Source organism: Mycobacterium persicum (assembly GCF_002086915.1).
GTDB classification, from domain to species: domain Bacteria; phylum Actinomycetota; class Actinomycetes; order Mycobacteriales; family Mycobacteriaceae; genus Mycobacterium; species Mycobacterium persicum.
Genome location: NZ_MWQA01000001.1, coordinates 2,083,628 through 2,101,657 on the forward strand (window position 1 = coordinate 2,083,628; position 18,030 = coordinate 2,101,657).

General features: G+C 66.3%; 18 protein-coding genes, 1 pseudogene and 1 riboswitch. Of the genes and pseudogenes, 9 read left to right on the forward strand and 10 right to left on the reverse strand.

Going from position 1 to position 18,030, the window contains the following annotated elements; genetic code table 11:
* Nucleotides 1-66 precede the first annotated feature (66 nt).
* On the reverse strand, nucleotides 67-1,071 hold the full coding sequence (locus B4U45_RS09260; protein WP_075548294.1) for a glutathione S-transferase family protein: 1,005 nt from the start codon (nucleotides 1,069-1,071) through the stop codon (nucleotides 67-69).
* 308 nt (nucleotides 1,072-1,379) lie between these two features.
* Here B4U45_RS09260 and B4U45_RS09265 point away from each other — a divergent pair, with 308 nt between their 5' ends.
* Both B4U45_RS09265 and B4U45_RS09270 read left to right on the forward strand, forming a co-directional pair.
* Entirely contained in the window at nucleotides 1,380-2,600 is a 1,221-nt protein-coding gene (locus B4U45_RS09265; protein ID WP_082275532.1) for a PPE family protein, read from the forward strand.
* Nucleotides 2,601-2,708: 108 nt separating this feature from the next.
* Nucleotides 2,709-3,896 carry a PPE family protein gene (locus tag B4U45_RS09270; protein ID WP_075548296.1) on the forward strand — a complete coding sequence of 396 codons (1,188 nt, stop codon included), beginning with the start codon at nucleotides 2,709-2,711 and terminating at the stop codon, nucleotides 3,894-3,896.
* Nucleotides 3,897-4,229: 333 nt separating this feature from the next.
* Here the strand turns inward: B4U45_RS09270 and B4U45_RS09275 are convergent, their stop codons facing one another.
* Both B4U45_RS09275 and B4U45_RS09280 read right to left on the reverse strand, forming a co-directional pair.
* A complete protein-coding gene (locus tag B4U45_RS09275) occupies nucleotides 4,230-6,194 on the reverse strand; it encodes an acyl-CoA dehydrogenase family protein (protein WP_075548285.1) in 1,965 nt (654 codons plus the stop codon).
* Nucleotides 6,195-6,519: 325 nt separating this feature from the next.
* Nucleotides 6,520-6,924, reverse strand: a complete 405-nt coding sequence (locus tag B4U45_RS09280) for a cold-shock protein (protein ID WP_036410085.1) — start codon at nucleotides 6,922-6,924, stop codon at nucleotides 6,520-6,522.
* A 163-nt stretch (nucleotides 6,925-7,087) separates the two neighbouring features.
* Here B4U45_RS09280 and B4U45_RS09285 point away from each other — a divergent pair, with 163 nt between their 5' ends.
* The 4 genes from B4U45_RS09285 (at nucleotide 7,088) to B4U45_RS09300 (ending at nucleotide 10,199) form a co-directional block, all read left to right on the forward strand.
* Entirely contained in the window at nucleotides 7,088-7,492 is a 405-nt protein-coding gene (locus B4U45_RS09285; RefSeq protein ID WP_075548286.1) for a YccF domain-containing protein, read from the forward strand.
* On the forward strand, nucleotides 7,489-8,574 hold the full coding sequence (gene moaA / locus B4U45_RS09290) for a GTP 3',8-cyclase MoaA (RefSeq protein WP_075548287.1): 1,086 nt from the start codon (nucleotides 7,489-7,491) through the stop codon (nucleotides 8,572-8,574). Before B4U45_RS09285 ends, moaA begins: the two co-directional genes overlap by 4 nt.
* Before the next feature lie 4 nt (nucleotides 8,575-8,578).
* A complete protein-coding gene (locus tag B4U45_RS09295; protein WP_075548288.1) occupies nucleotides 8,579-8,869 on the forward strand; it encodes a MoaD/ThiS family protein in 291 nt (96 codons plus the stop codon).
* 236 nt (nucleotides 8,870-9,105) lie between these two features.
* A riboswitch (cyclic di-AMP (ydaO/yuaA leader) is annotated at nucleotides 9,106-9,299 on the forward strand.
* 9 nt (nucleotides 9,300-9,308) lie between these two features.
* Complete coding sequence (locus B4U45_RS09300; RefSeq protein WP_099224583.1) at nucleotides 9,309-10,199, forward strand: transglycosylase family protein; 891 nt, start codon at nucleotides 9,309-9,311, stop codon at nucleotides 10,197-10,199.
* 9 nt (nucleotides 10,200-10,208) lie between these two features.
* Here the strand turns inward: B4U45_RS09300 and B4U45_RS09305 are convergent, their stop codons facing one another.
* From B4U45_RS09305 to B4U45_RS09320, 4 genes are read right to left on the reverse strand one after another with little or no spacing between them, the layout of a single operon-like run.
* Nucleotides 10,209-10,634 (reverse strand): molybdenum cofactor biosynthesis protein MoaE, encoded by a 426-nt coding sequence (locus tag B4U45_RS09305; RefSeq protein WP_075549009.1) that lies wholly within the window; start codon nucleotides 10,632-10,634, stop codon nucleotides 10,209-10,211.
* Complete coding sequence (locus tag B4U45_RS09310; RefSeq protein WP_075549010.1) at nucleotides 10,631-11,116, reverse strand: MogA/MoaB family molybdenum cofactor biosynthesis protein; 486 nt, start codon at nucleotides 11,114-11,116, stop codon at nucleotides 10,631-10,633. The genes B4U45_RS09305 and B4U45_RS09310 overlap by 4 nt, the downstream gene beginning before the upstream one ends.
* Nucleotides 11,113-11,604 carry a cyclic pyranopterin monophosphate synthase MoaC gene (gene moaC / locus B4U45_RS09315; RefSeq protein WP_075549011.1) on the reverse strand — a complete coding sequence of 164 codons (492 nt, stop codon included), beginning with the start codon at nucleotides 11,602-11,604 and terminating at the stop codon, nucleotides 11,113-11,115. The genes B4U45_RS09310 and moaC overlap by 4 nt, the downstream gene beginning before the upstream one ends.
* A gap of 10 nt (nucleotides 11,605-11,614) precedes the next feature.
* A complete protein-coding gene (locus B4U45_RS09320; protein ID WP_089025224.1) occupies nucleotides 11,615-11,815 on the reverse strand; it encodes a hypothetical protein in 201 nt (66 codons plus the stop codon).
* 71 nt (nucleotides 11,816-11,886) lie between these two features.
* Here B4U45_RS09320 and B4U45_RS09325 point away from each other — a divergent pair, with 71 nt between their 5' ends.
* Nucleotides 11,887-14,154: a helicase-associated domain-containing protein gene (locus B4U45_RS09325; RefSeq protein ID WP_083155099.1), complete on the forward strand. Its 2,268-nt coding sequence runs from the start codon at nucleotides 11,887-11,889 to the stop codon at nucleotides 14,152-14,154.
* A gap of 43 nt (nucleotides 14,155-14,197) precedes the next feature.
* Nucleotides 14,198-15,847 (forward strand): DNA repair helicase XPB, encoded by a 1,650-nt coding sequence (locus B4U45_RS09330; protein WP_036410095.1) that lies wholly within the window; start codon nucleotides 14,198-14,200, stop codon nucleotides 15,845-15,847.
* 1 nt (nucleotide 15,848) lies between these two features.
* Here the strand turns inward: B4U45_RS09330 and B4U45_RS09335 are convergent.
* Nucleotides 15,849-16,206, reverse strand: a pseudogene (locus B4U45_RS09335) (Zn-ribbon domain-containing OB-fold protein); the annotation flags it as partial.
* 171 nt (nucleotides 16,207-16,377) lie between these two features.
* Between B4U45_RS09335 and B4U45_RS09340 the strand changes: the two are divergent.
* On the forward strand, nucleotides 16,378-16,671 hold the full coding sequence (locus tag B4U45_RS09340) for a putative quinol monooxygenase (protein WP_036408968.1): 294 nt from the start codon (nucleotides 16,378-16,380) through the stop codon (nucleotides 16,669-16,671).
* Between the two features lie 29 nt (nucleotides 16,672-16,700).
* On the opposite strand, the gene B4U45_RS09345 is transcribed toward B4U45_RS09340, so the two are convergent.
* Both B4U45_RS09345 and B4U45_RS09350 read right to left on the reverse strand, forming a co-directional pair.
* Nucleotides 16,701-17,684 carry an LLM class F420-dependent oxidoreductase gene (locus B4U45_RS09345; protein WP_075549014.1) on the reverse strand — a complete coding sequence of 328 codons (984 nt, stop codon included), beginning with the start codon at nucleotides 17,682-17,684 and terminating at the stop codon, nucleotides 16,701-16,703.
* A gap of 22 nt (nucleotides 17,685-17,706) precedes the next feature.
* On the reverse strand, nucleotides 17,707-17,994 hold the full coding sequence (locus tag B4U45_RS09350; protein WP_075549015.1) for a hypothetical protein: 288 nt from the start codon (nucleotides 17,992-17,994) through the stop codon (nucleotides 17,707-17,709).
* Nucleotides 17,995-18,030 lie beyond the last annotated feature (36 nt).

The following is an 18,030-nucleotide window of genomic DNA, read 5'->3' on the forward strand; positions in this document are numbered from 1 at the left end:
GGCAGCCATACCAGGGCGGCATGCCCGTCAACTCATTTCAGCCAGACGCGTCGACGCCGGAATCCCCTACACTCCGTGACCCGCCGGCACCCGTTCTCCCTCAACCGGCGTCCCCGGCGGTGTCCCATCACCGAAAGGCCTGCCGCCCAATGCTTCCCGACCATGTGGTGTGAGCCATCCGGCTAGCTCAGGCCCCTTGGGCACGATGCGGGTCGGGTTGATGTCGGCGTGCACGATGTAGTAGTGCTGCTTGATCTGAGTGAAGTCGACCGTATCGCCGAAACCCGGCGTCTGGAACAGATCTCGGGCATAAGCCCACAACACCGGCATCTCGGACAGCTTGCTTCGATTGCACTTGAAATGCCCGTGGTATACCGGGTCGAAGCGGACCAGCGTGGTGAACAGCCGCACGTCGGCCTCAGTGATGGTGTCCCCCAACAGGTATCGCTGCGCCGCCAGGCGGTCGCTGACCCAATCCAACGCGGTGAACAGCCGGTCGTAGGCGGCGTCGTAGGCCTGCTGTGATCCGGCGAAACCGCAGCGGTAAACGCCGTTGTTGATCTCGGTGTAAACCCTCTTGCTCACCTCGTCGATCTCGTCCCGCAATGCGTCGGGGTACAGCTGCGGCGCGCCGTCGCGGTGGTAAGCGGTCCATTCCGTGGAAAAGTCCACAGTGATTTGAGCGAAATCGTTGGTGACCACCGCCCCGCTCGCCACGTCGACGATCGCCGGAACAGTAATGCCTTTCGGGTAGCCGGGGAAACGCTTGAAGTAGGCATCCTGAAGCCGGGGAATCTTGAGCACCGGGTCGACGCCGCCGGGATCAAGATCGAACGTCCAACTGCGCTCGTCGTGAGTGGGACCGCAAAAACCAATGGACAGAACGGGTTCCAGGCCAAGTAGCCGACGGACGATGATCGTGCGGTTGGCCCACGGACAGGCGCGGGCAACGACAAGTCGATAGCGGCCCGGCTCGACCGGATAGCCGTCGCGTCCGTCGGCGGTGATACGGGTGGTGATGTAATTGGTGTCGCGGTTGAATTCGCCTGTCCCGGCGACGTAAGCGGCCATGGTTTCCATCATGCCTTTGGCGCACACACCTGGCGAAGCGCTCGACACTTGACGATCGAACGCTGGCTCCGTCGAATCTCATAGCCGTGGGCTGCCGTCGTTTCCGCCGCCCCGCGGGAACCGCGGCCATGGTCGTAACGGGTCAACGCCGGAGAACAGGACGCTACAAAAAGGTAACCCGAACAAAACACTCATAGGCAATTATTTCCCTCACGCAGTAGTGCAGCAAGAGACTATCGCTCTATTCATCGGTCTGCTGTGCCCCGACAACGGTGTCGCGCACGCGACCCATACACATGGTGGGCTAGATGACCTTTCGAGCCAACGACGCCCACGCCGGCACGAAGCCGCTCCTGGCCCAATGTCAAGTGGTGACTGTCGATTTCGGCGCAATACCCCCCGAGATCAACTCGGCTCGGATCTACAGCGGCCCCGGATCAGGGCCGCTGATCGCCGCGGCAACGGGGTGGGACACGCTGGCCGCAGAATTGGCCGCGGCATCGGCAGGCTACGTTTCGGTGATTTCGGAGCTGACCAGCTCACAGTGGTTGGGGCCCGCATCGATGGCCATGGCGGCCACCATCGTGCCGCACCAAGTCTGGATCAGCGCCACCGCCAGGAATGCAGAGCTGACCGGAATGCAGGCGCGGGCAGCCGCCGCAGCCTTTGAAACCGCGCACGCGATGACCGTGCCCCCGCCCGTCGTCGCGGCCAACCGGAGCGTGCTGCAGACGCTGATTGCGACGAACTTCTTTGGCCAGAACACCCCGGCGATCGCGTCCACCGAGTTCCACTACGCCGAGATGTGGGCGCAAGATGCCGCCGCGATGTACGGTTATGCCGCATCCTGCGCGAGCGCCTCGACGCTGACTCCGTTCACCGCGCCGCCCCGAACTGCCGACTCAGACGGTCCGGCCAGACAAGCCGCTGCGGTCGGCAGCACCGTATCCGCGATATCGCAATTAACCCCGAAATTGATCGACCTCGCCGTTGCAACCCAAGTGTTGCAACACCTTTCGTTGCCGCCCTGGTATATCAGAATCTGGGACTTCCTCAAGAGTATCCCGATCCCGGTGTGGGACCAGCTGCTGAACCTGGAATACATGTACGGGGCCCTGATCTACGACACCCAAGGCTACGAACTGAACGCCCTGCAGCTCATTCAGTCGCTGACGTGGGCACCCGCGCAAGCAGCAACCGGTGCCGCGGCCGCATCAACCGGCGTCAGCGGGCACCCTGTCGGCTCTGGCCTTGCCCGGCTGAGCGCAGCTGAAGTGTCGGCGAGTATGGGCAAGGCCGACAAGATCGGGCTGATGTCGGCGCCGACCAGCTGGGCAACCACGGCTTCAGCGCCGCACCCCGAAGCGGTGCGAATGGCACCGATGGTGGTCAGCGACGCCGTGCCGGGAAGTGGACCAACCGGTCTGATTCCCGGCATGCGCACAGGTGGTATGCGCGAAGACACACACTTCGTCAAACGCCAACAGGGATCACGCATTGCGGTGCTCAGCCCGAAGGCAATCGGTTAGCAGAGTTCATACCCGGCGCCATGAGCGAGTCACCGCCGAGGATGCTTGGGCCAGAAGGTAGTTCACACACAGTAGCGACGGACATGACGTAAGGGGTTCAGAGCAATGATTGATTTTGGCGTATTACCGCCGGAAGTCAACTCAATTAGAATGTATTCCGGCCCGGGGTCGGCGCCGATGTTGGCCGCTGTGTCGGCGTGGAGCGGAGTTGCTGCCGAATTAGCCTCTACCGCAGACGATTACGAGACCATTGTGACCAGACTGCAGAGTGAGGACTGGATTGGTCCGGCGGCGACGTCCATGGCCGATGCGGTCCAACCGTACCTGGCGTGGATCAGAACCACTGCGGCACAGGCTGAGCACGCTGCCACCCAGGCACGCATGGTAGTCGCCGCCTACGAGGCCGCGGTAGCCTCGGTCGTTCCCCCACCTCTGGTTGCGGCCAATCGCGCCCGGGTGGCCTCACTGACCTCGACCAACGTCTTTGGCCAAAACACTGCGCGGATAGCGCTTCTCGAGGCGGAGTACGGTGACATGTGGACTCAGGATGCGACGGCCATGTATGTGTATGCCGCCGCTTCCGCGAATGCCTCCCGTCTCACACCGTTCACGTCGCCAACGCAAACCACCAGCCTGTCGGCTTCGGCCTTGCAAGGCGCGGCCGTCGCGAAGGCCGCAGGCACCGCTGCTGGAGGGATACAAAACCTGCTGTCGAAGCTGGTTTCTCAAGCGCCGAACGCCTTACTTGATCTGGCGACGCCACTTTCGTCCCTATTGGCTTCTGCGGGAGCAGCCCCGACGCCACCCTCATGGGTGGTGTGGCTAGAGGATTTCCTGAACCTGATTTCTCCCTTGACCGGTACCTGGTACAACGTCACGGGCCTGCCCTATTTCGGGATCGGTATCACCAACAGCCTTGCTTCGACGGCAAGAGCCGTCGGAGCGATCGGTCCGGACGTCGGCGCGGCGGCGGCTTCCGCGGGCGGCGCCGCGACCGATGCTGCGGGGACGCTGGGCCGCGCTGCACCGATAGCCGCGGGTATGGGCAATGCGCCGGCCGTCGGCAAGTTGTCGGTACCGCCCAGTTGGTCGGCGACCGGCCCGGCCCCGGCTCCGTCGGTGGGTTCGGTATCGGCGCCCTTGGTCAGCAATATCGCCTTGCCCGAGGCCGCTCCGGAAAGCAGCAACATGCTGGGCGGCATGCCGCTGGCCGGCGCCGGAGTCAATGCCGCAGGCAGCGCTCCCCGATACGGTTTTCGTCCCAAGGTGATGCTGCGGCCACCGTTTGCGGGTTAGCGGAATGACGAAAAACACACGGCTGTGCCGAAGACTTCACCGATCGTCGGCCAGGTTGCCGCCGCCGACGCCACAACCGATGTCGACACCACCAACGCCATGGGCCTCGAACTATCGGATGCCCGGTGGCGTCATGATGCGTTGGGCCGTACTCGCCTTCTTCGCGTTCGTGGTCTGGACGCTCACCACAGATACCGAAGCATTGATCGCATTGCGTGGTTTCCGTTGTGGCTCATACTCCTAGCGGTCGGTTGGCTGGTCGTCCGGCGCCGGCCGGTGCCGCGCCGAACGATACCGCCGGTTTCGAGCCGAGCTTGAGCTTCTCAGCGGAACTCACGCGCTTTGCGTTCGCCCGACCGGCCCGGGCGAGGACACCGTCGAAATTCGCCGTGCCACATCGGTTTCGGTGGACGGGCCCGGTTCCCAGGGCGCGATCCACGGTCCGGTGCCCTCCGACTGATCGATGATCCCCTCCTCCAACCAGGTGTAGCGGCCGTCCAACACATCGTTGGTCAGGCGAACGTCGCTGCTGTCGGTGTTGGCCCACAACGCGTGGAACAGCGCCTCGACGCGAAGGGTCGCTTGCTCACAGAAGATTTCGGCCAGCTCATACGCCTGATGACCGACGACCGGATCAACAACCCGCTGTGCCTCGGCCCGAACACATGCCGCGGACATGGCGAACAGCTCTGCACCGATATCGACGATGCGCCCGAGGAACCCTTGCTTCTGCTCCAACCTGGCCTGCCAGCGCGCCATGCCGTAGAACGTGTTGCGGGCCAGCTTGCGCGTGGAGCGTTCGACGAATCGCAGATGCGACGCCAACGGGCCGAATTCCCGATATGCCGTGGGTCGTTGCCCTTCGCCGAATACGAGCTGCGGCAACCACTTTGCGTAGAAACCGCTGGCGCCGACCGCAGCCGCGGCCTTCTGGCGCAGATCGGTCTCGGGCTTGGCGAGATCGCCGGCAGCTGTCAAGTGCGCATCCACTGCCTCCCGGGCGATGAGCAGCCGCATGATCTCACTGGATCCCTCGAAGATGCGGTTGATCCGCATGTCGCGCAGCGACTGCTCCACCGGTGCCGCGCGCTCACCTCGCGCGGCCAGCGACTCGGCGGTCTCGTATCCCCGCCCGCCCCGGATCTGCAACAGCTCGTCGGCAATCCGACAGGTCATCTCACTGGACCAGAGCTTGGCCAGCGCCGCCTCGATCCGGATGTCGTTGCGACCCTCGTCGGCCATCTGACCGGACAGCTCGACCACCGCGTCCAGCGCGTAAGTGGTGGCGGCGATGAACGCGATCTTGCCGGCCACCGCTTCGTGTTTGCCTACCGGTTTGCCCCACTGCACCCGCTCACGAGACCATTCACGCGCTATCTTCAGCGACCATTTGCACGATCCGGTCACCATCGCCGGTATCGCCAGCCGTCCGGCGTTGAGTGTGGTGAGCGCGATCTTCAGACCGTCGCCCTCCCGGCCGATCAGGTTTTCGGCCGGAACCCGCACGCGGTGCAGCCTGGTGACGCCGTTCTCGATACCGCGCAGTCCCATGAATTTGTTGCGCCGCTCCACGGTGATCCCGGGTGAGTCGGCCTCGACGACGAACGCGCTGATGCCGCCCCGATGCCCCTCGCTCTTGGGGACCCGCGCCATGACGACCAGCAATTCGGCGACCACGCCGTTGGTGGTCCACAGTTTGAGGCCCTCGAGTTCGTACGCCTTGCCGTCTTCTATCGGTGTGGCCGTCGAGGCCAGGCGCGCCGGGTCCGAACCCACGTCGGGCTCGGTGAGCAGGAAAGCCGACAGGGCGCCGGCAGCACACCGGGGCAAGAACTTCCGCTTCTGCTCCGGGCTTCCGGCCAGCTTCAACGGCTCGGGCACCCCGATCGACTGGTGGGCCGACAGCAGTGCGCCCAGGCTCGGATGAACCGTCGAGGCCATCATCAGCGCGCGGTTATAGGCAACCTGCGACATGTTCAATCCGCCATATTCGGTCGGGATTTTCATGCCGAAACAACCCAGTTCGGCAAAGCCCTTCACGTATTCGTCGGGAATCTGGGCATCACGCTCGATCACGCTGCCGTCGACGGTGGTGAGGAATTCCCGCAACTTGCCCAGGAACGCCTCGATGCGGGCCTCCTCGGCTTCCGACGGCTTCGGAAACGGGTGGATGAGTTCGAGCGGGAACCGGCCAAGAAAAATCTCTTTGGCGAAAGATGGTTTGTCCCAACCACTTTCGCGCGATTCTTCGGCAAGCGCTCTCGCCTGCTGTTCGGTGACTTGCACTTGCTGCGCCATCGCGGCCTCCTCGCTGATGAACCGACATGGGGGTTGGTTACCCGGTTCCTGCCCGATAGTACGACGAGAGACGGCCCGAATGACCCTTACCGGCCGGGGCAAAAACTGTGCGATCGCCCAGCGCGGCCCCGCGCCTCCGAGTTCGAGCGGGACGGGCGCAGAACAGCCGTGCCGCCCAGCCCGGCCCGCTGTCATACACGAAAAGCATTGCCGGATAAGCCTGGCCGGCGAGCCAACCGAGTTGGTGTCGCTGCGAGCAGTGTGTCGTGGCGCGCCACCGATCCGACCGGAACGGCGGCGCGGGCAACATCCCCGGCTGGCGCGGCTAGGCGTCCAACTCCCGCGCCACGGCCTTGACCACCTCGGAAACTCGCCGAGCCGTCTTGCGATCGGGGTAGCGACCCTTGCGCAACTCGGGCTGCACCGTGCTCTCCAGCAAGGTGATCATGTCCTCGACCATGCCGTGCAGTTCATCGGGACTGTGCTTGTGCTCGACCACCTCCCGCCGGGTGCGGGAAAGGCTCGGTGGCGGGTCGATCAGCTTGAGGCTCAGCGCCTGCGGTCCGCGCCGCCCGGATGCGATGCCGAACTCCACGCGTTGCCCCGCTTTGAGTCCCTCGACGCCCGCCGGCAACGCCGAGGAACGGACGTAGACGTCCTCGCCGTCCTCCTGCGACAGGAAGCCGAACCCCTTTTCGGAGTCGTACCACTTCACTTTGCCGGTCGGCACTGCTCTCACCTGCTTGTCTGACGGATCGCTGGGTTTACCACACCAAGACGCGCCCCGCCTGCGCAGGACGCGATGACGATCTCAGATCCTACTCGGATCGTCGGCCGCCGAGCATCCGTGTTTACCGCGTACTGAGTAGGCTGGGATTACCGCTGGAGGAGATATGCGCCTGATCCTGAACGTTATCTGGTTGGTCTTCGGTGGCCTGTGGTTGGCCGTCGGATACCTGGTTGCGGCGTTGGTCTGTTTCCTGCTGATCGTCACCATCCCGTTCGGCTTCGCGGCCCTGCGCATCGCGTCGTACGCGTTGTGGCCGTTCGGCAGGACGATCGTCGACAAGCCGAGCGCCGGGACCGGCGCGCTGCTCGGCAATGTCATCTGGGTGCTGCTGTTCGGCATCTGGCTGGCAATCGGGCATTTGGTCAGCGCGGTGGCGATGGCCGCCACGATCATCGGCATTCCGCTGGCCCTGGCCAATCTCAAACTGATCCCGGTGTCGTTGGTGCCGTTGGGCAAAGAGATCGTTCCCGTCGGTGCGCCGGCTCGAATCGAACGCGTGACCGTATGACGGTGACGGCGCTGGGCGTTCCGACGGTGCGTGGTCGGTTGCCGGAGCCAGCGGCCCTACCGGACGCCGCCCCCGTGGAAGGCCCGTTGCTGGACAGCTTCGGCCGGGTCGCAACCGATCTACGGGTTTCGCTGACCGACCGCTGCAATCTGCGGTGCAACTATTGCATGCCGGCGCACGGCCTGGACTGGCTGCCGGGGGAGCAATTGCTGCGAGCTGAGGAGCTGGGCAGGCTGATCGGTCTCGCCGTCACCCGGCTCGGTGTCACCAGCGTGCGGTTTACCGGCGGCGAGCCGCTGTTGGCCCGCCACCTGGAAGAGGTCGTTGTCGTAACGGCCGGCCTGCGGCCTCGTCCGGAGATCTCGTTGACCACCAACGGCGTCGGGCTGGCACGAAGGGCAGCCGCTTTGGCCGACGCCGGCCTGGACCGGGTGAACGTCTCACTGGACAGCGTGGACCGCGCCCACTTCGCCGCCATCACCCGTCGGGACCGGCTCACCGACGTATTGGAGGGCCTGGCCGCCGCCAAGAACGCCGGCCTGACCCCGGTCAAGGTGAACGCCGTGCTCGACCCCGCCACCGGCCGCAAGGATGTCGTCGAGCTGCTGAGCTACTGCCTGGAACACGGCTACCAGTTGCGAGTCATCGAGCAGATGCCACTCGACGCGGGGCACCAATGGCGCCGCGACGCCGCGCTGAGCGCCGACGATGTGCTGGCAGCGTTGCGCCCGCATTTCCGGCTGCGGCCCGACCCGGCCCCGCGAGGTTCGGCCCCGGCCGAGCTCTGGCTGGCCGACTCGGGCCCCGACACGCCGGCCGGCAAGTTCGGGGTCATCGCCTCGGTCTCGCATGCCTTCTGCTCGACTTGCGACCGCACCCGGCTTACCGCCGACGGCCAAATCCGCAGCTGCCTGTTCGCCGGCGAGGAGACCGACTTGCGCGGCCTGCTGCGCAGCGGCGCTGACGACGACGCGATCGAGCGGGCATGGCGCGCCGCGATGTGGCGCAAGCCGGCCGGCCACGGCATCAACGATCCGGATTTCGTGCAGCCCGACCGCCCGATGAGCGCCATCGGTGGCTAACCCGATGGCTAACACGCTGGCTAACTCGGTGGCAGATGCCACTGGGATTCAGGTGACCGTCCGCTACTTCGCGGCGGCGCGAGCGGCCGCCGGTATCGAGTCGGAAACAGTCACGTTGCGGCCCGGCGCCACGGTGGCCGAATTGGTCGACGGCCTGGCCGCACGCAACGCTCGGCTGGCAACGGTGTTGGGCCGATGCTCCTATCTGCGCGACGGTATTGCCGTCCGAGACGACGCCACATCGTTATCCGCCGGCGACACGCTTGATGTACTCCCCCCCTTTGCGGGCGGCTGATCGCTGTGAGATTTGTCACGTAACGGAACGATAACAAGCCGGACACGGTGCGGTGTCGAGCATTATGACCTGCGCAAATAGCCGCGCTTCTTGGGGTTTTCGGCGGCGTCTGTGAGCAAAACGCCGGCCCATCTCACACGTGACGAGATTGGCTGAAACCGCTACCGTCTCCGAAGGCTCGTCAACGAACCACTGACTTGCCCACCCTGCCTACCACGCGCCGAGCTCCATCCAGTAGGTGAGGGGTTCCGAACGCGGATGGAGGCGGGGGACCCACCGGGTCCGCCGAGATCGGACCAGGGCCGTTCACGGCCCTTGGGGTGAAGCCGACGTCGTCTCACCGGAGTACGACGCTGGCCGGGTGGCCTCTCTGGTTTTGAACCAACCCGAACCCGACAGCTGACCTCGTAGGCGTGTACAGAGAGGAATAACCGAGCGTATGAGTGGACGTCACCGTAAGCCCACCACATCAAGCGTCAGCGTCGCCAAAGTTGCCTTTACCGGCGCGGTGCTCGGCGGCGGCGGCATCGCCATGGCCGGTCATGCGGCCGCGGCCACCGATTGGGAATGGGATCAGGTAGCCCGTTGCGAGTCCGGCGGTAACTGGGCGATCAACACCGGCAACGGCTACTACGGCGGCGTGCAGTTCACCCCAGGCACCTGGGCCTCCCACGGCGGCGGCGAGTTCGCCCCGTCGGCCCAACTGGCCACCCGGGAACAACAGATCGCGGTCGCCGAGCGAGTGCTGGCCACCCAGGGCCGCGGCGCCTGGCCGGTGTGCGGTCACGGGCTGTCGTCTGCCACTCCCCGCGACGTTCCTGCTCCGGCGGCGATGGACGCGCCCGTCGATGCGCCGGATGTCAACGGCGAACCGGCCCCGCTGGCCGACGCCCCCCCCCCCGCGGACGTTGCGCCGCCGGCTGACCCGGCCCCGCAGGTGCAATTCGCCGGTAACGAACTGCCGGCTCCCCAGGCTCCTGCCGAGCTGGCGGCACCCGCCGACCTGCCGCCCGCCCCGGCCGACCTGCCCCCGGCACCCGCCGATCTGGCTCCCGCTCCCGCCGACCTGGCGCCGGCCCCGGCCGACCTGGCTCCCGCTCCGGAGGCGGTTCCGGCTGCGCCGGAGGCCCGGGCAGTCCTGGAGGCAGGATTGCCGCTGACCGACCCGGCCGACGCGCCAGCGCCGGCCGATGCGGCCAACGCACCGGTGGAGATTCACCAGGTCTCGAACGTCGCCTACACCAAGAAGCTCTGGCAGGCGATCGTGGGACAAAACGTCAGCGGCAACGACGCGCTGGACGCGCTCGCCCAACCGACTGTCATCTCCTAAGACAGGGGCTCAGGCCGAGCCCACCCATTCTTCGGAGCCATCGCCGAAGAACTGGTGCTTCCATACCGGTAGCCGCTGTTTGATGGTGTCTACCAGCTGTGCGCAGGTGGCGAACGCGGCCTGCCGATGATCGGCGGCGACGGCGGCCACCAAGGCCGCCTCCCCGACCGCCAGGACACCGACGCGGTGGCTGGCCGCCACCGCACGCACCCCGGTGGCGTTCTCCGCGACCTCGGCTACCACGTCGGCAAGAACCTGGGCAGCCGACGGATGTGCCGAGTACTCCAGCCGCACCACGTGCCGTCCGCCATCGTGATTGCGGACCACGCCGACGAACCCGACGACAGCTCCGGCCGCCTGATGGCTCACCAGATCCTCATGTTCGGCCAGATGGATCGGCTGATCGGTCAGGGAAGCGCGCAGGACCAGCGTCATCGCCGGTGATCTTGGCCGGCGAGTTGATCAAGTGCGTGATCCACCACGTCGGCGAGAACGCCGAGCCCGTCGCGAACCCCACCGGGTGAACCCGGCAGGTTGACGATCAACGAGTGGCCGGCGACGCCGCACACCCCCCGCGACAACACCGACGTCGGAACCTTGGGTAGGCCCGAGCGACGGATCGCGTCGGCCAACCCGGGGATGACGAAATCCAGCACCGCCACGGTCTGTTCCGGGGTGGTGTCGGTCGGCGAAATGCCGGTGCCGCCGGAGGTGATGACCAGGTCGACCTTGGCCTCGACGGCGTTGTGCAGCGCCTCGCCGACCGGATTCCCGTCGGCGACCACCTCCGACTCGACGGGCGAAAAACCCCGCTGCGCCAGCCATTCGGCGACGATGGGACCGCACTCATCGGTATAAACGCCCGACGATGCGCGGGTCGACGCGATGATCACCCGGGCGGACCGCGCGCCGGTCACCGCTGCCAGCTTCCGCTACGGCCACCCTCTTTGCGCAGCACCCGGATGTCGTCGATCCGGGCCGCCGGGTCCACCGCTTTGATCATGTCGTAGAGCGTAAGAGCCGCGACGCTCACCGCGGTCAGCGCCTCCATCTCGACCCCCGTTCGATCGGTGCTGCGTACCGTTGCGGTGATCTCGACGTCGGACTCGCCGACGGCGAAGTCCACGTCGACACCGGTGAGCGCGAGCTGATGGCACAGCGGAACGAGGTCGCTGGTGCGCTTGGCCGCCATGATGCCCGCCACCCGTGCCGTAGCCAGCGCGTCGCCTTTGGGGAGACCGCCGGCGGAGATCAGCGCCACCACCTGCTTCGAGGTGCGCAACGCACCGGCGGCGACGGCGGTGCGCCGGGTGGCCGACTTCTCGGTCACGTCGACCATGTGGGCGGCTCCCCGCTCGTCAAGGTGCGACAGGCCGCCCGAGTGGAAATCGGCCGCTTCGGCCATCGGCGTCGTCCTACCTGTTGACGACGGTCACCGGGTGGAGGTACGGCAGGTCGTCGGCGGGCAGCGGGAACGCCAATTCACCGAAGGGTGACAACGCACCCGTGCGGTCGGTCACCAGTTCGCTTACCGCATGGTCGTCCGGGTCGGTGGTCGGCCAGCCGTTGTCCACGTACTTGGTTTTGCGCGCCTTGCCGTCAGCATTGTCAGCCACGGCATCCATTCTGACAGGTCTTCCTCCCGCCCGCGGCGCAAGGTTGCAGGTCGGGCCTACGCTGATCAGCAATGCCTGAGCAAGCCCCGACCGAACACATCCAGGAGATCCCGCTGGGGTCCTGGCTGGCCGACCTATCCGACCAGCAGCTGATCGAGCTGCTGGAGTATCGGCCGGATCTGGCGCAGCCGCCACCGGGCAGCATCGCCGCGCTGGCCGCGCGCGCCCAGGCCCGGCAGTCGGTCAAGGCCGCCACCGACGACCTCGACTTCCTGCGGCTGGCGGTGCTGGACGCCCTGCTGGTGCTGCAAGCCGACACCGCACCCGTGCCGATCACCAAGCTGCTGTCGTTGATCGGGGACCGCGCCTGCGAAGCCGACGTGACCGAGGCGCTGGCCGACCTCAAGAAGCGAGCCCTGGTCTGGGGCGACAGCGCGGTGCGGGTCGCCGCCGACACGGGCACGGCGCTGCCGTGGCACCCGGGCCAGGTCACTCTCGAAGACGGCACACGCACCGGCGAGCAGATCGGCGAGTCGATCGCCGCGCTCGACGAGGCCCAGCGCGAGGTGCTGGACAAACTCGTCGAAGGATCACCGATGGGGCGCACTCGCGACGCCGCACCCGGGGCTCCGCCGGACCGCCCGGTGCCGCGGCTGCTGGCCGCGGGACTGCTGCGGCGCGTCGATGCCGAGACGGTGATCCTGCCCCGCCAAGTCGGGCAGGTGCTCCGCGGCGAGGAACCCGGTCCGATGCAGCTGACCGCGCCCGATCCGGTGGTGTCCACCACCGCGCCCCGCGACGTCGACGCCGCGGCCGCCGGAGCCGTCATCGACCTGCTGCGAGAGATCGACGTCCTGCTGCAGAACCTCAGCGCCACACCGGTTCCCGAGCTGCGCACCGGCGGCCTCGGCGTGCGCGAAATCAAGCGGCTTGCCAAGGCAACGGGGATCGACGAACCACGTCTGGGTCTGATCCTCGAGGTGGTGGCCGCCGCCGGGCTGATCGCCGGCGGCATGCCCGAGCCGCTGCCGTCGCACGGCGAGGCGCCCTATTGGGCTCCGACGCCGGCCGCCGACCGGTTCGCCGACATGTCCCCGGCCGAGCGGTGGCACCTGCTGGCCCGCACCTGGCTCGACCTGCCGGGCCGGCCGGCGCTGCTTGGCAGCCGCGGCCCGGACGGCAAACCGTATGCCGCCCTGAGTGATTCGCTATTTTCGACGGCGGCGCCGCTGGATCGCCAGCTGTTGCTGGGGATGCTTTCCGAGTTGGCTGCCGGCGCCGGTGTCGATGCGGCAACTGCGTCGGCGGCCCTGATCTGGCGGCGTCCGCGCTGGGGCCGGCGACTGCAGCCCGGGCCGGTCGCGGATCTGTTGACCGAAGGCCACGCGCTGGGCCTGGTGGGTCGCGGAGCAATCAGCACGCCGGGCCGCGCATTGCTGGAGGCAACCGCCGATCCCGCCGTCGTAGTCGATGCGATGACCCGGGCGCTGCCCAAGCCTATCGACCACTTCCTGGTGCAGGCGGATCTTACCGTCGTGGCGCCGGGGCCGCTGCAACGCGACCTCGCCGACCAGCTGGCCACGGTGGCTACCGTCGAATCGGCCGGTGCGGCAATGGTGTACCGGGTCAGCGAGCAGTCCATCAGGCATGCGCTCGACGTCGGCAAGACCCGCGACTGGATGCACGGGTTCTTCGCAGGCCACTCCAAAACTCCGGTGCCGCAAGGACTTACCTACCTGATCGACGATGTGGCACGCCGCCACGGACAACTCCGGATCGGCATGGCCGCGTCGTTTGTGCGGTGTGAGGACCCCGCACTGTTGGCCCAGGCCGTGGCTGCGGCCGGGGACCCGCAGCTGCGGGCTCTGGCGCCGACGGTGGCGGTGTCACCCGCGCCCATCGCCGAGGTGCTAGCCGCCTTGCGCAATGCGGGCTTCGCTCCGGCCGCCGAAGATTCGACCGGCGCGATCGTCGACGTCCGGCCGCGCGGCGCCCGGGTCCCCGCACCGAACCAACGCCGGCCCTACCGCCCGGCTCCGCGGCCCAGCAGCGAGACGTTGCACGCGGTGGTCGCGGTGCTGCGGAAGGTGACGGCGGCGCCGTTCGGCAACATCCGCGTCGACCCGGCCGTCGCGATGTCGCTCCTGCAGCGCGCGATAAAGGATGAGGCTACGGTGTTGATCGGCTACCTCGACGCCGCCGGCGTGGCGACCCAGCGGGTGGTGTCACCGATCGCCGTCCGCGGCGGGCAGCTGATGGCCTTCGACTCGTCGTCGGGGAAGCTGCGCGACTTCGCCATCCATCGCATCACCTCGGTGATGTCGGTCGATGAACGATAATGGAACCCATGACCCGACGACTCGATTGCCGCGGAGCGAGCTTGTGACCGACGGGCCGTTGATCGTGCAGTCCGACAAAACGGTGCTGCTCGAAGTCGACCATGAGCTGGCCGGCGCCGCACGCGCCGCGATCGCGCCGTTCGCCGAGCTGGAACGCGCACCCGAGCATGTGCACACCTACCGGATCACCCCGCTCGCGTTGTGGAATGCCCGCGCCGCCGGGCACGACGCCGAACAGGTCGTCGATGCGCTGGTCAGTTTCTCCCGCTACGCCGTGCCGCAGCCGCTGCTGGTCGACATCGTCGACACCATGGCCCGCTATGGGCGACTGCAACTGGTCAAGAATCCCGCACACGGCCTCACGCTGCTCAGCCTGGACCGTGCCGTGCTCGAGGAAGTGCTGCGCAACAAGAAGATCGCACCGATGCTCGGCGCTCGCATCGACGAGGACACCGTCGTCGTCCACCCCAGCGAACGAGGCAGGGTCAAGCAGCTGCTGCTCAAGATCGGTTGGCCCGCAGAAGATCTCGCCGGCTACGTGGACGGTGAGGCGCATCCGATCAGTCTGCACGAAGACGGCTGGCAGCTGCGGGATTACCAGCAGATGGCCACCGACTCGTTCTGGTCCGGCGGCTCCGGGGTGGTGGTGCTGCCGTGCGGCGCGGGCAAGACCCTGGTCGGCGCGGCCGCAATGGCCAAAGCTCAGGCCACGACCCTGATCCTGGTCACCAACATCGTGGCCGCGCGGCAGTGGAAGCGCGAGCTGGTCGCCCGCACCTCGCTGACCGAGGATGAGATCGGCGAATACTCCGGTGAGCGCAAGGAAATTCGGCCGGTCACCATTTCGACGTACCAGATGATCACCCGTCGCACCAAGGGCGAATACCGGCATCTGGAACTCTTCGACAGCCGCGACTGGGGGCTGATCATCTATGACGAGGTGCATCTGCTGCCGGCGCCGGTCTTCCGGATGACCGCCGACCTGCAGTCCAAGCGGCGACTGGGGCTGACCGCCACGTTGATCCGCGAAGACGGCCGCGAGGGCGACGTGTTCTCTCTGATCGGCCCGAAGCGCTATGACGCGCCCTGGAAAGACATTGAGGCCCAAGGCTGGATCGCACCGGCGGAGTGCGTCGAAGTCCGAGTGACGATGACCGACAACGAGCGGATGCAGTACGCGACGGCCGAGCCCGAGGAGCGCTACCGGCTGTGTTCGACCGTGCACACCAAAATCGCTGTGGTCAAGTCGATTCTGGAAAAACACCCCGGCGAGCAGACCCTGGTGATCGGCGCCTACCTGGATCAGCTCGAGGAGCTGGGCACCGAGCTGAATGCTCCGGTCATCCAAGGATCGACGAGGACCACCGAACGCGAGGCGTTGTTCGACGCCTTTCGCCGCGGCGAGATCTCGACGCTGGTGGTGTCCAAGGTGGCTAACTTCTCCATCGACTTGCCGGAAGCCTCTGTGGCGGTTCAGGTCTCGGGCACTTTCGGTTCGCGTCAGGAAGAGGCGCAGCGGTTGGGCCGGCTGCTGCGGCCCAAGTCCGACGGCGGGGGCGCCATCTTCTACTCGGTGGTGGCCCGCGACAGTCTCGATGCCGAGTACGCCGCGCACCGGCAGCGGTTCCTGGCCGAGCAGGGCTACGGCTACATCATCCGCGACGCCGACGACCTGTTGGGCCCGGCGATCTAGACTCCTGGCCGACCTGGATCTTCGCCGGGTCGTTCTCGGTCAGCCGCCCCTCGACCCGGATCACCGCCCCTTCCCCTAGGCCCAGCGGAACCCAGCTGAACCAGGCCAACGCCGAACGGCACGAAATCCTTGCCGGCAGGCCCGGCATAGGGAGGTCCGGGCGGGAACCCCTGGGTGGTCCAGGCCACCAGGGTGCCGCGACGTGGCAACAACACCTCGCTCATGTCCGCACCGCTGCAGCGCGGACACCACTGCTGTACGGGGAAGGTCGTGGCGCCACAGTCGCCGCAGCGACTGCCGATCAGCTGCGGGTCGTCGTCGGGCCAGGTCGAGATGTCGGGGGCCAGTGCCTTCTGCATCGCGCAATCCTTCGTCGTCGGCAGCACAATAAGGCGCTTTACTGAATAGTACAACGCCATTCGCACATTTCAGAAATAGCATTCTCATCGTGCCAGGCGCCGGTCTATCGCCCGGCCGCTATCGTCAAGGGATCCCCCGCCAGCCCAATACCCCCATGCGAGGACCCGACCATGCCGATCACGGTGACACTTGAACTCAGGCTCAAACCCGAAGCGGTGCCCGCGGCGCGCGAGGTCATGAGCCGGGCATTGCAAGACACCCGGGCGTTCGACGGCAACCTCGCTACCGACGTGCTGGTCGATCAGGACGACGAAGCCCACTGGCTCATCTACGAACTCTGGGACACCGTCGAGCACGACGAGGCCTACCGCAGATTTCGCGCCGGCGAAGGGAGACTGACGGAGCTTCCGCCGCTGCTCGCCGCGCCTCCCGTCAAGACCAGATACGTGACGACCGACATCTGACGGCAGCGCCCGGCACATTCACAAGGCAATCAACTCAGCGCCGGAATCACTTCACGTTCGAAAAGCTCGATGCCCGAACGGTCGTAGGCGGCCTCGGGGAAATAGCAAATGGCGCATTCACATCCCAGGTCGCGGGTCTTGGCCAGCTGCTCGATCACCTGTTCCGGCGTGCCCGTCGCCGCATCCGAAAGGCCTGCGACCATCGAATCCGCCAGCGTCTCAGGAACATAGCCCACCAGGCGGTCGCGGACCCGCTGTAACCGATCCTTGACATCGGTGTCCGAGGTCCCGATGACGGCGGTGAAGTTTGATGAGCGAACGATGGCGTCGAAGTCGGTGCCCAGCTCTCGGCAATGCTGCGCCAGCAGTTCCGACTTTCGGGTGAATGCGGTGGGCTCGGGTGTGAAGTTGGTGTACCGGGCATACTTCGCCGCGATGCGTAGCGTCACCTTTTCCCCGCCGCCGGCAATCCACAGCGGAATACCGCTGGCTTGCAGCGGCTTTGGCGATACTATGGCACCGTCTACTCGGTAGTGCTCGCCGGTGAAAGTCACTTTGCCGTCGCGCCAGGCGTCCCGCATGATCTGCACGCCCTCGTCCAGGCGAGCCAACCGCGCCTTGGCCGGCGGAAAGCCGTAACCGTAAGCGCGCCACTCATGTTCGTACCATCCGGCGCCGATGCCCATCTGGATCCGGCCGCCGGAAATGATGTCGGCGGTGGCCGCGACCTTGGCCAGGTAGACGGGGTTGCGGTAGCTCATCGCGGTGCACATCTGGCCCAGCTTGATCCGCGACGTGGTCGCGGCGTATGCCGCCATCAACGACCACGCCTCGTGAGTGGCTTCATCGGTCGGCAGCGGGACGGTATGAAAGTGGTCGTAAACCCACAGTGAATCCCACGCACTTCCGTCGGCATACGTCGCAAGGTCGCGCATCACCTCCCAGTGCTTTGCGGGTTCGATCCCCACCAGATCCATTCGCCAACCCTGCGGAATGAACAGACCAAAGCGCATAGTTAGGGACTCTAACGCGGTGTCAGGCGCCTAAGGCAGCTAACGCCGCGTACACCGGGCAGGTTCGTAACCCCGGGCGCGGCGCATCGCCGAAACCGCAGACAACAGTCCTGCAGTCCTTTTCCAGCCGGTCGCGCCAGCCCAGCACCATATCGACAAGCCCGAGATCTGCCAGCATCGTCAATCCGGCCACCACCACCGGGCCGTCGCGGTGCCGGTGTTGGAAATCGAAATAGCCCTCCAGAAACTCGCGGGCATTCGTGTCGCTGCTGCCCGGTGGGCTCACCCGGGCGGTCGCGAAGTTGAACACCAAGGGCGTGCGCCGCTATGACTCGATGCGGTTCAA

Excerpts from the sequence above, each read along its gene's own strand:
- B4U45_RS09260 (WP_075548294.1), bottom strand. The coding sequence starts at position 1,071 with ATGGCCGCTTACGTCGCCGGGACAGGCGAATTCAACCGCGACACCAAT.
- B4U45_RS09265 (WP_082275532.1), top strand. The coding sequence starts at position 1,380 with ATGACCTTTCGAGCCAACGACGCCCACGCCGGCACGAAGCCGCTCCTG.
- B4U45_RS09275 (WP_075548285.1), bottom strand. The coding sequence starts at position 6,194 with ATGGCGCAGCAAGTGCAAGTCACCGAACAGCAGGCGAGAGCGCTTGCC.
- B4U45_RS09285 (WP_075548286.1), top strand. The coding sequence starts at position 7,088 with ATGCGCCTGATCCTGAACGTTATCTGGTTGGTCTTCGGTGGCCTGTGG.
- moaA (WP_075548287.1), top strand. The coding sequence starts at position 7,489 with ATGACGGTGACGGCGCTGGGCGTTCCGACGGTGCGTGGTCGGTTGCCG.
- B4U45_RS09295 (WP_075548288.1), top strand. The coding sequence starts at position 8,579 with ATGGCTAACACGCTGGCTAACTCGGTGGCAGATGCCACTGGGATTCAG.
- B4U45_RS09300 (WP_099224583.1), top strand. The coding sequence starts at position 9,309 with ATGAGTGGACGTCACCGTAAGCCCACCACATCAAGCGTCAGCGTCGCC.
- B4U45_RS09305 (WP_075549009.1), bottom strand. The coding sequence starts at position 10,634 with ATGACGCTGGTCCTGCGCGCTTCCCTGACCGATCAGCCGATCCATCTG.
- moaC (WP_075549011.1), bottom strand. The coding sequence starts at position 11,604 with ATGGCCGAAGCGGCCGATTTCCACTCGGGCGGCCTGTCGCACCTTGAC.
- B4U45_RS09325 (WP_083155099.1), top strand. The coding sequence starts at position 11,887 with ATGCCTGAGCAAGCCCCGACCGAACACATCCAGGAGATCCCGCTGGGG.
- B4U45_RS09340 (WP_036408968.1), top strand. The coding sequence starts at position 16,378 with ATGCCGATCACGGTGACACTTGAACTCAGGCTCAAACCCGAAGCGGTG.
- B4U45_RS09345 (WP_075549014.1), bottom strand. The coding sequence starts at position 17,684 with ATGCGCTTTGGTCTGTTCATTCCGCAGGGTTGGCGAATGGATCTGGTG.